Source organism: Ammoniphilus soli, assembly GCF_040813775.1.
The window spans coordinates 1-13,587 of record NZ_JBEGDL010000027.1; the positions used below are offsets into that span (position 1 = coordinate 1).

13 protein-coding genes are annotated in these 13,587 nt (G+C 41.2%); 7 read left to right on the forward strand and 6 right to left on the reverse strand.

Going from position 1 to position 13,587, the window contains the following annotated elements:
* Positions 1–450 precede the first annotated feature (450 nt).
* The 7 genes from ABLT31_RS29395 to ABLT31_RS29425 all read left to right on the forward strand — a co-directional run bounded on the left by ABLT31_RS29395 (position 451) and on the right by ABLT31_RS29425 (position 9,917).
* A complete protein-coding gene (locus ABLT31_RS29395) occupies positions 451–1,002 on the forward strand; it encodes a hypothetical protein (RefSeq protein WP_367758386.1) in 552 nt (183 codons plus the stop codon).
* Positions 1,003–1,140: 138 nt separating this feature from the next.
* On the forward strand, positions 1,141–1,458 hold the full coding sequence (locus ABLT31_RS29400; RefSeq protein WP_367758508.1) for a nucleotide pyrophosphohydrolase: 318 nt from the start codon (positions 1,141–1,143) through the stop codon (positions 1,456–1,458).
* Between the two features lie 15 nt (positions 1,459–1,473).
* The gene (locus tag ABLT31_RS29405; RefSeq protein WP_367758388.1) at positions 1,474–3,420 is read left to right on the forward strand and encodes a DNA/RNA helicase domain-containing protein; all 1,947 of its coding nucleotides are present in this window, start codon (positions 1,474–1,476) and stop codon (positions 3,418–3,420) included.
* A gap of 44 nt (positions 3,421–3,464) precedes the next feature.
* On the forward strand, positions 3,465–3,836 hold the full coding sequence (locus tag ABLT31_RS29410) for an HIT family protein (RefSeq protein WP_367758390.1): 372 nt from the start codon (positions 3,465–3,467) through the stop codon (positions 3,834–3,836).
* A 131-nt stretch (positions 3,837–3,967) separates the two neighbouring features.
* On the forward strand, positions 3,968–4,741 hold the full coding sequence (locus tag ABLT31_RS29415) for an NERD domain-containing protein (protein WP_367758391.1): 774 nt from the start codon (positions 3,968–3,970) through the stop codon (positions 4,739–4,741).
* Positions 4,742–4,828: 87 nt separating this feature from the next.
* Positions 4,829–7,531 (forward strand): MrcB family domain-containing protein, encoded by a 2,703-nt coding sequence (locus ABLT31_RS29420; protein WP_367758393.1) that lies wholly within the window; start codon positions 4,829–4,831, stop codon positions 7,529–7,531.
* Positions 7,503–9,917 carry a DUF2357 domain-containing protein gene (locus tag ABLT31_RS29425; RefSeq protein WP_367758395.1) on the forward strand — a complete coding sequence of 805 codons (2,415 nt, stop codon included), beginning with the start codon at positions 7,503–7,505 and terminating at the stop codon, positions 9,915–9,917. Before ABLT31_RS29420 ends, ABLT31_RS29425 begins: the two co-directional genes overlap by 29 nt.
* A 553-nt stretch (positions 9,918–10,470) precedes the next feature.
* Here ABLT31_RS29425 and ABLT31_RS29430 read toward each other — a convergent pair.
* The 6 genes from ABLT31_RS29430 to ABLT31_RS29450 all read right to left on the reverse strand — a co-directional run bounded on the left by ABLT31_RS29430 (position 10,471) and on the right by ABLT31_RS29450 (position 13,557).
* On the reverse strand, positions 10,471–10,647 hold the full coding sequence (locus ABLT31_RS29430; RefSeq protein ID WP_367758396.1) for a DUF2922 family protein: 177 nt from the start codon (positions 10,645–10,647) through the stop codon (positions 10,471–10,473).
* 107 nt (positions 10,648–10,754) lie between these two features.
* Entirely contained in the window at positions 10,755–10,871 is a 117-nt protein-coding gene (locus tag ABLT31_RS39060; RefSeq protein WP_462976547.1) for a DUF1659 domain-containing protein, read from the reverse strand.
* 28 nt (positions 10,872–10,899) lie between these two features.
* A complete protein-coding gene (locus ABLT31_RS29435; protein ID WP_367758398.1) occupies positions 10,900–11,583 on the reverse strand; it encodes an N-acetylmuramoyl-L-alanine amidase in 684 nt (227 codons plus the stop codon).
* Positions 11,576–12,022, reverse strand: a complete 447-nt coding sequence (locus ABLT31_RS29440; RefSeq protein ID WP_367758400.1) for a hypothetical protein — start codon at positions 12,020–12,022, stop codon at positions 11,576–11,578. The genes ABLT31_RS29435 and ABLT31_RS29440 overlap by 8 nt, the downstream gene beginning before the upstream one ends.
* A gap of 195 nt (positions 12,023–12,217) precedes the next feature.
* Positions 12,218–13,123, reverse strand: a complete 906-nt coding sequence (locus tag ABLT31_RS29445; protein ID WP_367758402.1) for a hypothetical protein — start codon at positions 13,121–13,123, stop codon at positions 12,218–12,220.
* Between the two features lie 89 nt (positions 13,124–13,212).
* Complete coding sequence (locus tag ABLT31_RS29450; RefSeq protein WP_367758404.1) at positions 13,213–13,557, reverse strand: helix-turn-helix domain-containing protein; 345 nt, start codon at positions 13,555–13,557, stop codon at positions 13,213–13,215.
* Positions 13,558–13,587: the final 30 nt, after the last annotated feature.

The following is a 13,587-nucleotide window of genomic DNA, read 5'->3' on the forward strand; positions in this document are numbered from 1 at the left end:
CGTTCTCGCCCTGCTCATGATGTTCCCGGAATTGATCATGTGGCTGGTGGATTAATAGGTATCTACAAACTTTTGAATCATTTTTAGGACCCAACTCACCGTCAGGCGACGTTCCTTTACGGCTAACAACAGAATGCAATTTTGGAGAAATATTATATTTTGTAACAACGGTCAATTATTAAAGAACTCTTACTCAATAATATATCCCTTTCGTACCTTCTCTAAATTTGAGAAGGTTTTTCTTTTTTGAGCCTCATGATCTGGGATATTAAACCTATGGATGAATGGCTATGTTTTCAAGCTTTATAGCGTAATTTAAAAGAAGTGTGCAATCTTTATCAAAAAGATATAAATGAACTTAAAAAAGCAACAAAAATAGAGATAAGTCGTATTATATTGTAGGAAATTGCCACAAGAGTTAGTAGAGCTATATGAAGGGGGTGTAAATCAATGAATGGTCCAGGTCATGCTGTTATGGGTGCAAGCTTTGGTGCATTTGCCGGTGTATTGACTACAGTTGCAATTGATCTTCAAATGATTGCCATTTCTACTATCGCAGCATCTTTTGCGGATTTTGATACAGGCAGTAAGGTAAGAAATAAGCTTTCCGAAAATCCTATTAGAACGAAGTTAGCCCTTATTACTATTGGTTTAGCTAGTTTGGTCTATCATTTTATGCATTCTAGTTTCTTCTCTCTTAGCACATTAGCAAGTATTGCTAATATGATAATCGGCATATGTATGAGTAACACGCAAGCGAAGAAAGCCTTTATCAATGTGATTGCCGTTGTAATTGGCTTTACAGGAATCTATTATCATCAATATTGGGTAACAGGATTAGCGGTCTTTATTGCCATTGCTCCACATACCGCTCATCGCACATGGACGCATAGCATTTGGGCCTTGATGGCTTTGTACTTTATCTTTCAGGGTGCCGAGCAAGCCGGGGTAAAGGGTGCGTTAATTGCTTGTATTCCACAACAAAGAACATTCTTTTTCTGACAGATAGGTTTCAGAGTTTCCTTTGGTATTAACTATAGAATGATTTTTAACCATTCTGTTTAAAATAGCCCTCCCTTTCCCTCTCTAGTATAATTAAGAAAAATAAATGTCTGGAGGGAAATCGCTTTGCAGGACATTATGAAGGAACTGTTAGCCTTTCGAAAAGAAAGAGACTGGGAACAATTTCATACTCCGAAGGATCTTGCCATTTCGATTTCATTGGAAGCAAGCGAATTGCTAGAGAACTTTCAGTGGAAGGATAGCCAAACGGCAGTCGAACAGAACCTTCCACAGATCAAAGAAGAACTCGCCGATGTGCTGATCTATTCGTTATACCTCGCCCATGACCTAGGCATTGATGTCCAGGAAGCCATGCAAGAGAAAATCGAGAAAAACAAGCAAAAATACCCGGTAGGAAAAGCGTTCGGAACGAATAAGAAATACAACGAGCTATAGAGGGAAGGATGGGCCATGATTGTATATGAAGCCACAAAAACGGAGTTTCTAGATGATGTGTTTCATGATGAATTGGTCAACAACATCTGCAGGAATTATAACGCCAAAATAGGCCGGATTAATGAAAAAGAAGTGCGGGCTTGGGATACGTCCATGCAGTACATGTATCGAGTGTTGGGGGATGAAGCCATCCCTAAGGACGCGGGAGTGGCCATTGAGTTCCGCATTCCTCATACCTCGAAGCGAGTGGATTTTCTGATTTCAGGTAAAAACGAGGAGAAAAAGAACAACATTGTCATAGTGGAGCTGAAGCAATGGGGATCAGTGGAGGCTGTTCATGGAAAAGAAGCCATTGTGAAAACGGCCATGAATCGCGGGATGATTGAATCCACACATCCTTCGTATCAAGCCTGGTCTTATGCTTCCTTAATCAAGGACTACAATGAAAATGCACAGCAGGAAGAGATGGCTTTTTATCCTTGCGCTTATTTACATAATTATATCGATCAAGGGGAAGAGGATCCGCTAACGAATCCCATCTATGACTATTATATTGAACAGGCACCTGTATTTATCAAAGGACAAGCCAAGCATCTTCGCGATTTCATTAAACGATACATTAAGATTGGAGATAATAAGGAAAACCTTTATAAAATAGAGAATGGCCGGATTCGTCCTTCCAAATCTCTGCAGGATACGCTCAACCGTATGCTTCAAGGGAATAAGGAATTTATTATGATTGATGACCAGAAAGTGGTCTACGAACAAGCCCGCCTGATGGCTAGCATTGCCTTACGTACCAATACGAAGCAAGTGTTGATCGTCCAAGGAGGGCCTGGAACGGGAAAATCGGTTTTAGCCGTCAATCTTCTGGTCGATCTCACCCAACAAAACATGGTTTGCCAGTATGTCACCAAAAATGCGGCTCCCCGCAATGTATATGCGACCAAGCTCAAACAAGATTTTCGCAAAAGTCACATCGATAATTTGTTTAAAGGCTCCGGCAGCTACGTCAACGCCCAAAGAGATGAATTTGATGCTCTCATTGTAGATGAAGCACATCGCCTCAATGAAAAATCCGGAATGTTTCAAAATCTCGGGGAGAATCAAACAAAGGAAATTATCGAAGCTGCAAAGTTTTCGATTTTTTTCATCGATGAGCGACAGCGAGTCACCTTAAAAGATACCGGGAGTCTCGCAGAGATTCAAAAATCCGCCAAGCAAAACGGTGCTACGATCATGCTGATGAATCTGGAGTCGCAATTCCGCTGTAATGGATCAGATGGATATTTAGCCTGGTTAGATGATGTTCTGCAAATTCGTCAAACGGCCAATTCGGATTATATCGGTAGCCACTATGATTTTCGAGTGTACGATGATCCAAACCAGCTGCGAAAAGAAATCAAAAAGCTCAATCTCAAAAACAACAAGTCCCGTATTGTGGCTGGATATTGCTGGGATTGGATCAAAGAGGGCAAAAACAACCCTAATGTCTATGATATTGTTCTACCCAACTATCATTTCCACATGAGCTGGAACCTAGGAAACTCTGAAACCTGGGCTATTGATGAGCGATCTGTAGAGGAAGCCGGTTGCATCCATACCTGTCAGGGACTTGAATTTGATTGCGTAGGTGTAATCATTGGAGACGACTTGCGTTATATGAACGGTCAAGTTATAACCGATCCAACGAAACGTGCAAAAACGGATTCTTCCCTAAAGGGCCTTAAAAAACTACAAAAAGAAGACCCAGAAGGAGCCAACCGTTTAGCCGACGAGATCATCCGCAACACCTATCGAACCCTGATGACACGTGGGCAAAAAGGCTGCTTTGTGTATTGTACCGATCCCGCTTTGGCTGCGTATTTAAAAGAGCGTTACGGCAAGAGCAGCTATCAATATGAGCAGAATGAATTTTTTAAGACTTTGCCTATGGTAGCGGAAGAGGGGGAGGAATACTAAGCAGCATCCTTTTAGAAAAAGGAAATCCCTAATGGAGGTGTAGAATGACCTGTCCATTTTGCAATATGCCAAAGGAACAACTCATCTTGGAAAATGACCTAGCTCAGGCGTTTTATGATAAATATCCTGTTCAAAAAGGGCATCTATTGGTTGTGTCCAAGCGACATGCAGAAACTTATTTTGATGCGAAACCAGAAGAAATCCTAGCCATCCATCAATTAATCCGCAAAGGAAAAGAAATCATTGATCAGGAGTACTATCCGGATGGATACAATATTGGAGTGAATGTCGGCCAATATGGCGGACAGACGGTGATGCATCTTCACTTTCATCTCATTCCGAGGTATAAGGGGGATATTGAAGATCCTCGTGGAGGAATACGAAAAGCCATACCGAATCTTGTTCCTTATCCATAAAAAGCCTGACATAATATTGCTACATTTCAGCCTGACAAATTATGTCAGGCTTTTGTTATACTTAGGATATTCATTTTATCATCGTAGTATAATTCTATTTTGCTTAAAATCTTTTAAAAGAGGGAATGCTGATGTCTCTATACTTGGCTATTTTACTTGTTCTTATTATATTTAGTGTATTATTAAAGAATCCCAAATTTAAAGGCTATCTAGGGGAGAGAGCTATTCAAAGGAAGCTTAGAAGTCTCGGTCGGAAATATATTGTTTTAAACGATATTATGATTCCGACATCAGAAGGAAAGACCAGCCAAATTGATCATATTATTCTTTCACCATATGGTGTCTTTGTTATAGAAACAAAGAATTATCAAGGATGGATCTTTGGTAAAGACCAACAACAGTACTGGACACAGACGATTTATAAAAGGAAAGAAAAACTTTTTAACCCTGTATGGCAAAACAAGGGCCATATTAAAGCTCTACAGGATCTTCTGAATGATTTTCCTACTATCGCATATCATTCAATTATCGTTTTTGGGAATCAGGCAACTCTTAAGATTGAGACAAAATACCACGTAATAAATGCATCCCAACTCGTTTCTACTATTCTTACATATCGAAACGTAAATTTAACACATGATGACATCCATTCGATTCATCAACATATTTTGAGTAAAAACCAGACAGATAGAAAGTTGAGAAAAGAGCATGTTACTTCTATCCACAAAAATAAGATGGAAAAAACGTTAAAGGTTGCTGAACTCATTTGTCCTCGGTGCGAGGGAGAGTTAGTAGAAAGAAAGGGAAAATACGGTAGTTTTCATGGTTGTTCTAATTATCCCAAATGCCGCTATGTAGTGAAGGAACGAAAAGTAGTGGGAATGGGGTCTTTTAAAAGAAAGTAAGCAAAAAACAAGTTGTGAAGCCTGACAATTCCTGTCAGGCTTTTGTTATACTATTAGTAACATTTTCCTATCAACAGGAGGAACAGCATGGCATTACCATTTTCATTATCCGGCATTTTTAAGAACAAACAAAAATCCTATAAAATGGTCGTCATTTTATCATTATTAGAGGAAATGTGGACATCCGAAACACAAATCCCGCTTCAGCGGTTAGCAGACCGCTTTGTTTCTTATTATTTAGATAGAGAAAATCAAGGGCTCCCAATAGACCAGCCACCAAAAAACTTGGCAACTAGCTGGAGGGAGATGACAACGTCTAAGATTATCGGTTTACTTCAGACTCCCATTCAAGCGTTATCCGCCATTCTAGTAACAGATCCTGAAAAGAGTTGGATTGGGTTTCGTCCGGATGTATTAGAAGAACTAAATACAAGTGTTCGAGAAGAATTGAAACAGTATGCCCTGGAAGAGATAGAGGTATATTTTAGTCAAACGAATTCTTTTTCTTTAAGAGATCACTTAACCTATATTCTAACTCATTACCTACAGGCTAAAAGAGAGACATTCAAAGAACATCCTTTAGGGGGAAAAGCAAGGCAGCAGATCCCGCAGGATTTGCAATCCTTGCCTTTTATCGATGAAGTCTATAAAGTTCAGGGATCAGTTGGTCAAGGAAACTGGGCTACGATTCCCTGGATTGCGATCATGGACAAGCGAATTACAGAATCGACGCAGTACGGGGAATACATCGTTTACCTTTTTTCAGAGGATATGAGCTCCGTATACTTGACATTGGCCCAGGGCGTAACCGTACCTATTCGGGATAAAGGGAAAAAAGATGGCTATGAGTACTTAGAACAGAAAGTCCGTGAAATGAGGGACTTATTACCCCTTCATTCCTTTCAAAAGGATGATAACATTCAACTAACAACAAGTGGAATCGGACGAGACTATCAAGTATCTACGGTGGCCTATATTCGCTATACTCCAGACCAAATGCCTAGTGACAATCAACTCGTTGCTGATCTAAAAGAACTGGTAGAAAACTACCGAGTATATGTGGATACCATACAAAAAAGGGGGGGGCAACCCGTAAGCTTTAAATATACGATGGCTTACCTTCATTATATTCAAGGGATTGTTTACTATCTTGGTGGTAAATCTCCACATATCGTTGATATCGATGATTTGGTCACTCAACAATCTATGATTCTTAAAAAGGGTGACGAGGTCAAGCATCCCAAGCAGCGCATTCAACATATTGGACGGGCTATGGAGGAGTTGGGACTGATCCAAATTCGAGATTCCTCTTATTCTTTAACTGAATTAGGACAACGATACTATCAGTCTTTCCAAGGGGACTCAGACTTTTGGAACCTCACCTATAATCAAATAGAAATACTACAGAATCAGATCCAAATGGCCAATCAAAATGCAAGTAACTTGAGAAGAGTTATACTTTTGGCAGCGAACATTACTAAAGAACTTCAACGTTTTACAGTGGATGAGTTTCGAACGCGATTTATTCCTGCCATGGAGATGGATGGAGAATGGGGAGACGTCACGCAAATTAATCGGACGAAGTTTATGTTGAATTGGCTTCAAGAGCTAGGCTATGTAGAAAAAGACGGTGATTTTTATACATTTATAGATAAAGAGGCTAAAGCAATGGAACAAGTGGTGGATGTCAATGAACAGTTGTCCTTTATGAAATCCTTTATCCGGAGGAAAGGATTCTACTATCCGGAATATATGATCGAAAACTTCTACCTATCCCTTAAGACAAAGCCTTTTATCATTTTGGCAGGGATCTCTGGGACGGGCAAGACCAAGCTGGTTAAGCTTTTTGCCGAAGCCATGGGAGCTAAAATGGAATTAATCCCAGTACGTCCAGATTGGAGCGATCCTACGGATCTGCTGGGTTATCGAGATTTATCAGGACACTTTCGGGAAGGAAGGCTAACCCAAGTCCTGTTGGAGGCCTCGCAACCGCATAATAAAAACCGAATCTACTTTATTTGTCTGGACGAGATGAACTTGGCGCGGGTGGAGCATTATTTCAGTGATATTTTAAGCATTATGGAAACCGAGAAAAGGGAAGGAGACCGTATTCTCACAGATGCCCTGCTATCTGGAGAAGTGCAGTTTGGCACCGTTTATATCCCGGATAATGTTTATTTGATCGGCACAGTAAATATGGATGAGACGACTCATCCCTTTAGTAAGAAGGTATTGGACCGAGCCCAAGCCATTGAGTTTAATTATATTAATCTCAATACTTTCCCTGATGAGGATGCCATAGATCGAGTTGAGGAAAAACCGAAATCTATCGGCAATCCTTTTCTCAAACGGGATTATTTAACCTTACAAGATGCGTATTCGAATTATCCAGATCTGATTAAACGTACAACGGAGAGATTGGTAAAAATGAATGACATCTTGGAAATAATCCATGCTCACGTAGGCTTTCGAGTGCGGGATTCCATCTGTTTTTACATGGTCTATAATGAACGATTCGGTTTAATGAGCCAAGAAGAGGCCTTTGACCTTCAGTGGTTACAAAAAATACTCCCACGTATACAGGGAAGTAGCTCAGCGGTTAAAAGAGTGTTGATTGAATTTATGCAGTTGGCAACGGGACAACAAATAAATATAGATGAAATGATGAGTGACTCATCTGAGCTTTTCATCGTGAAGCCTGATGCTCGTTATCCGCAAAGTGCCCGAAAAATCGCCTACATGCTTCGGAGGTTTGAGGAAGATGGATTTACTTCGTTCTGGCTTTCTTAAACAGGATGTAGAGCTTCTGAGGATAGAAACCAACCTATTCGATTTATATATACAAGGAAAGCCGTTTCATCCAACGGTTGAGTCTTTACAGCTTCATCGAGACGAGGAGCAGGAATGGGTGGAGGCGACCTGTGAAGTAGCGAAGGGGAGTCATCCTATCGAGTTAGAAAGGATCCAGCTGTTTTCTGCTGTTCATCAGCAATTAATCGATTTAGGAAAAGAGAGAATCTTACCGTGTTTTTACGAAAATCAATCCTATCAGCTGGTCATCCAGCGTAAGAGTGATAAAGCAATAGGATTCCATCATGAAAATATGCTGCTCCGTCAAGCGATCAAGCCCTTGGGAAAAGACATCCTCACGGGAGTATTAAATTTTCAAAATGAAGTCGGCTATACTGAACTGATTATACAAGTGGAAGGTCGACGAGCCCTTGAAATCCGATTAGAAATCTTTCCTTCCAAGATGGATTATAAGAAAGATTATCAACTGATCCTCCAAGATGTGAATGAGCAGATCTATAATTTATCCTTTGATTTTCTGCGAAAAACCTATCAATTAACAGGTTTGAAGGAAACGAAGCATCAGAGCTTAACTGAGTTTTTGGCCATTTTGAAGGAGCTTTTCCAACACTTGGTTCAGTCAGTGGAGAGAATTCAAGCAGCACCGCATCATCGGCTAGTTTCTGAGCAGAGATGGGTGGATGCTGATCGTATTAAACGAGCAGGAAAAGAGAATCTATCTGCTATAGCCAAGAGGCCCCATTACCTTGTTCAGAGTCAGGATGGTATATTGCACGTCAATGGACAAGGCTATAACCCGACCAAACTAATGGAAATGAAAAAAAGGATCAACTTTGATACTCATGAAAATCGTTTTGTACGATGGGTACTTGAAAGAATTGAGAGTAAGCTAAAGGAGATTACACAACGCCTGAACGAAAAGCAACGAACCACTGATCCTCTATTACACAAACAAATCGATCAGATGCGTGGGCAGATACGAAGACTATTACGATTGGACTTTCTTTCAAGCCTGGGAAAAATGGAACATATGTCGGTCACTCTCGTTTTACAAATGGCACCAGGATATCGAGATATTTATCGTAGTTATCTGATCCTAATGAAGGGGTTATCCATTCAGGGGGATTTATTCCGGTTATCGATGAAAGATATCGCTCAGTTATATGAGTATTGGTGTTTTCTGAAGATCCATAGTCTATTAAAGGAAAAATATCAGCTGTTAAAACAGGACATTATACGTGTACATCTCCAGGGTTTATTTTTAACCTTGGATAAATCCAAAAAAGCTAGCGTGACTTATCGGAACTCCCATAATGGAGAGACATTTACCCTGTTTTATAATGCCTTGCCATCAGAGGACAGTCGAGACTTTCCTACCCTTCCTCAGAGGCCAGACAATGTGCTCACACTAAAAAAGCAAGATTCTGATGTCGTATATAAGTATGTTTTCGATGCCAAGTATCGTTTGAATCCTGCCTATGAAGGAACTCCTTATCACGATAAGTATCAATTCCCCGGTCCAGAGGAAGATGACATTAACACCATGCACCGATATCGGGATGCCATAGTTTATCAGGAAGGCCGAAACGGGGAGTATGAACGCAGTATGTTTGGGGCCTATGTGTTATTTCCTTATCCGAATGAAGAAAAATTTGAGGAGCATCATTTCTATCGGAGTATAAAGAAAGTCAACATTGGTGCCTTACCGTTCCTACCAAATTCGACCAAGCTTATGGAACAGTTCCTCGATGAGCTGATCCTGGATAGCCCAGAAAAAGCCTATGAGAGAGCGACGAGGCCTCGGGGAACGAAGGAATATTATAAAGATAAATTAAGTGGGAAGAACGTGTTGATTGGATCCTTACGAGATAGGGACCAGTTGGATGTCTGCTTAAAGCATCAATTCTATTACATGCCTCTCAAGAATCTTATGGACAAGCAGCATATTCTAGGAAACCTTGAGTATATCGGGATGTGTCAATCAAGAAGAATATTTGGAGAGATGAACTCTGGTATTCACTGGGTGGGGAAGATAGAAAGCTGGCATGTGGTACGTCGTGGGGAGATTCACGAGCGATTGGCTCGAAGAGGGACTGAGGGGGAGCTCTATGTTCGATTTACTATTACTCAATGGGAAAAAAGAAAGCAGCCGATTGAGTTAGGTGGATACGGTGTATATACTTTCCTTTTAACAACGAAGTATATCCTCGACCGAGCAAAGGAGATAGCAGAGTTAAGGTTGGAGACGGAAGAGGATTTGATGGAATGGCGGGAGAAGAGAAGGTTAGGGAAGGTGAGGGTGGAGTTGGATAGGGAAGAGGTGGATTTGGCGGAGAAGGTGTTGGGGGTTAGGGTGGTTGATTGAGACTACAATATTGAGTACCTAGAATTCTTGGGGAATAGCTGAACAAAAGTACTGCGATACTCAGCCCGGCTTATCGACTAAATTGGGATCAGTTCTCCTCGGAGAGGGCTCCACCATATATAATCAAAAAAGCTGTTTTCCTTTCAGTGAAGGATAACAGCTTTTTTAATTAAGCTTATTGGATTTTTACACATACTTGATATATATACACCTGCTTAGCCGTCTTTGTTTTGTATGTTCTTATCTAACTTACGAGAGTTTATTTGAAAGCTTTTCATTACGTTGTCCCCAATAATATGAAAAAACAACGCAGACCAGAAAACCCTTATCCAACACTAATCACAGGGATAAGGGTTTTCACTTCACTTTTCAGGTCCCCGCCACCTAAATCTTCATATGCCACCCTTGAATCACTTGTGTCATCTCCGCGATTGAGTGCTACCACTTTGCTTTCTACTCTTGTCAGCTAGTACCAAGAGACAAAGATTAGGGAAACCAAGACTCCCGATGAGTGGGATGAGGTCCAACTGTTCCATGGGTTTCATCCTTCCAGTTATTCTTTTATGCTAAGGTCCCTTATTGTTCGTTCAGTTATTCCATCATCTTTAATGGATGCAATATCGAACAATTGATTGATAGCTATGACCGCTTCCAACTGCGTTTTTACGGTGGCGGAAGTCAAGTCAGCTCTAGGAGTAGGGAATTCTAACTTTAAGGTCTTGCCGTTCATCTTGTTGAATTAAAGAGATAAAGTGGTTTCATTGAGTTCGTGAGGCATGATCAAAGCGGGGTTCTGTCTAAGTTCGATAATCTCTTGATCGGTTGATCGCGAAGCCATTAGGAAAGAGCAGCCATGGCTTGTCCGAACGTATGAACGTTCTCTGGGGTGGCATTCGGAGCATTAACATTTTTGTAGATGAGGCTTTTGCGGATCGTTTTGCCCTCTTGACTCATTCCGCTATGATTTATGAGTACAAATATATCATTGCCTGGGTGTCCCCAGCAAATCAACCCTGTACGCTAGCTCATCCCACAAAATCTCATAACCTAAAGCTTCCGCTACTTTGCGAATCGGGGCGTAAGTTACGCCGTGCTCCAGGTAGCCTAAGGCTATCGGCGTTCCGTTTCGACATATTGATACTTGACGCTGAGGGGACTGAAGGTCATTCATTAATTTGGTCCAAGGAAATAGGGGACCGGGACAGTTTTCTTTGTTTACTCGGTCAATTTCATAATGTCCAATGATGTAGTCTCGGGTCAGCGGGATGTTCCATCGAGAGGCGATATGGCGGATCAGCCAAAGCCCAGCTTGGTATTGGGGTTCATCAATAGATCCGCCGCGGTCTTTTCCTTCAAACTCAATGGTTATCGTATAGAGGTTGGGATTTCCTCCGCGCTGGATGATTTGCTTGGAAGTAGGTTGGAGTACACGTCCATTGGTCCATGCTCCGTCTTTTTCCTGGACATACTGATGGATCTCTCCTTTTTTGCCAATTCCATAATGGCTGCTGACTTTGGTGTTGGGATATTGGAAGTGGGCGAGAGTTCCGGTGAGGGATCCGGCCATGGTGTGCAGCACGATCAAGGGAGTAGGGATCTTACCGTTTGGTTTTTGTCTTACGTTGGGGGTAAAGTGGGGACTAGGTTTCCATTCGATATTAAACATGTTCGACTTTCTCCTTTCGGTCTTGATTGTATCGTTGAACAGCAGCAAAATAAAAGTCGGGAGGAACAGTTTTGATAAAATGATCATAGAGGTCATTATTGTTAAATCGAAGCATGATGACCGAGTTGGGCAAGAGTAACATTAACGCTCGCTTTGCCTCGATAATCATATAGAGACTGTTAGGTAAGAAAAGATCATAGAGGATATCATCGGTTTTAGGGTCAACAAGTAAGGCAAAGGCATTATATTGTGCAAAATGGACTGTAAGGGTTTTTGTTTCGTTTTTCTCGCTGCAAAAAGTTAAATTTACACCATTGAAGTAACAAGTCGTCTCCTCAAAGGTTCTAATACAAGGTTCGGTTGTCTCTGAGGGATCAGGTTTTTGTAATTCGAGGGCTAAGGTCATATAAAGCATGGCTTGGAACGCTTCATGTTGCATGTTGAATTCCTCCTTAAGGTTTGGTTATTGAGATGGATTGGGTGATAACTTTATGAGAAGCAAAGTTGGGTATACATTGATCATGGATCAGGATGGTGCTCCCATTGGGTAAGAGATAAGTTCCACCATTCAGGTATTCCGCTACGAAGAGCTGACAATGACAACAGATGCTTGTTCCATAACGGGATAAAAGACTCATGATGACAGCTCTCCTAATTGACGGAGCAGCTTATCGGATATCGCTTTTTGATCTGGATGAAGGGAAGCAGGTTCTTCAACAATGCCTAACTTTTGAAGCTGCAATTGTTTCCATACCCAGGGCGGTACTCCGGGTGGACAAGGTTCCATCATAGGATATTGATTTGCTGTATTTGCTGAAGGCTGTTGTTGGCATGGGATTGGGGCTTTTACAGTGGTTGGCAGGTTGTCCCATTCATTTAAGATGGATTTTAAGAGGTAGGCCCCAAAGAGATGTTTGTTATGGCGGTATCCGACGCAATTGAGCATTTTTTTCACAAAGGCTTGTTCTGAATAATGAGGATGATCTTTACACTGGTTGAATGCTTTTTGGATACCTGTTCTTCGTTCCAGTAAACGTGAATCTTGTGAGATCGCTTGTTCAATGGTTTGAGGGAGAGAGGAGGAAGCTGAAGTGGACAGTGGAGTGGATTTCTTATGGGGAGGTTGAGGAGTCTCAGGCTGTGAATCTTCCAGGATGGATTCTAATTCTTCGATGCTCTCTTTAACAGGGATTTCCGGTGTGGGATTTTGGTTCGATGTATCCGTTACAGGCGATGCGTAAACAACCAAATGGAGTTCTTGTTTCGAATGAGGAGCTGGCTGGAGCTGAACAAGTCCAAAGTCAACTAATGGTCGAAGAATTTTTTCATAGAAGGTGGCTTTTCCTGTTTTTAAGCGTTTGATGATTTTGTTAAGCGAAGTGGGAATAAGGATGGAGTCTTGGGGAGTTTCATGACCCTTCATCCAGCTGTGAAACTGGATCCAGGCAAGGAATGCTTTTTCTCCCAGCTTAGGGAGCCAATCAGATAGGATAACAGGATGAAATAAGGGTTGATTTGCAGCTTGTGCTTGAGAATACATGGGATACCTCCAGGGGATTATAGTGGAGTATTGAAGCGGGGTTGGTTAGGCAGATGAGGGAGGAAGAGCTGGTAGAAGGAGTCTTCCTCTTATTTGCGCTGAGAAGCATTAAATTTTTCGAACAAGTTAATAACAGCTTTAATATAATCAATGTCTTCTGTTTGCTTAGCTGCACGATAGAGCTCAAGAAGTACATTTTTCTTTCTCTTGTCCATCTCGACTTCATCATCCATTAAGTCAAGGAGCACTTCATCATCAATATTTAATACTTGAGCTATATCAAAAATTGCCTTATCGCTGGCTGTCTTAATTCCTTGTTCAATTTTAGCAATATGAGATCGACTATAACCGGCTAGTTCGCCCAATTGTTCTTGTGTGAGGTTTTGATTTTTTCTTTGTTCTTGAATGAATTGGCCGAGCTTGTTACTAGTCACTCCCATCACCTTCCTATTTTTAAATTTAAT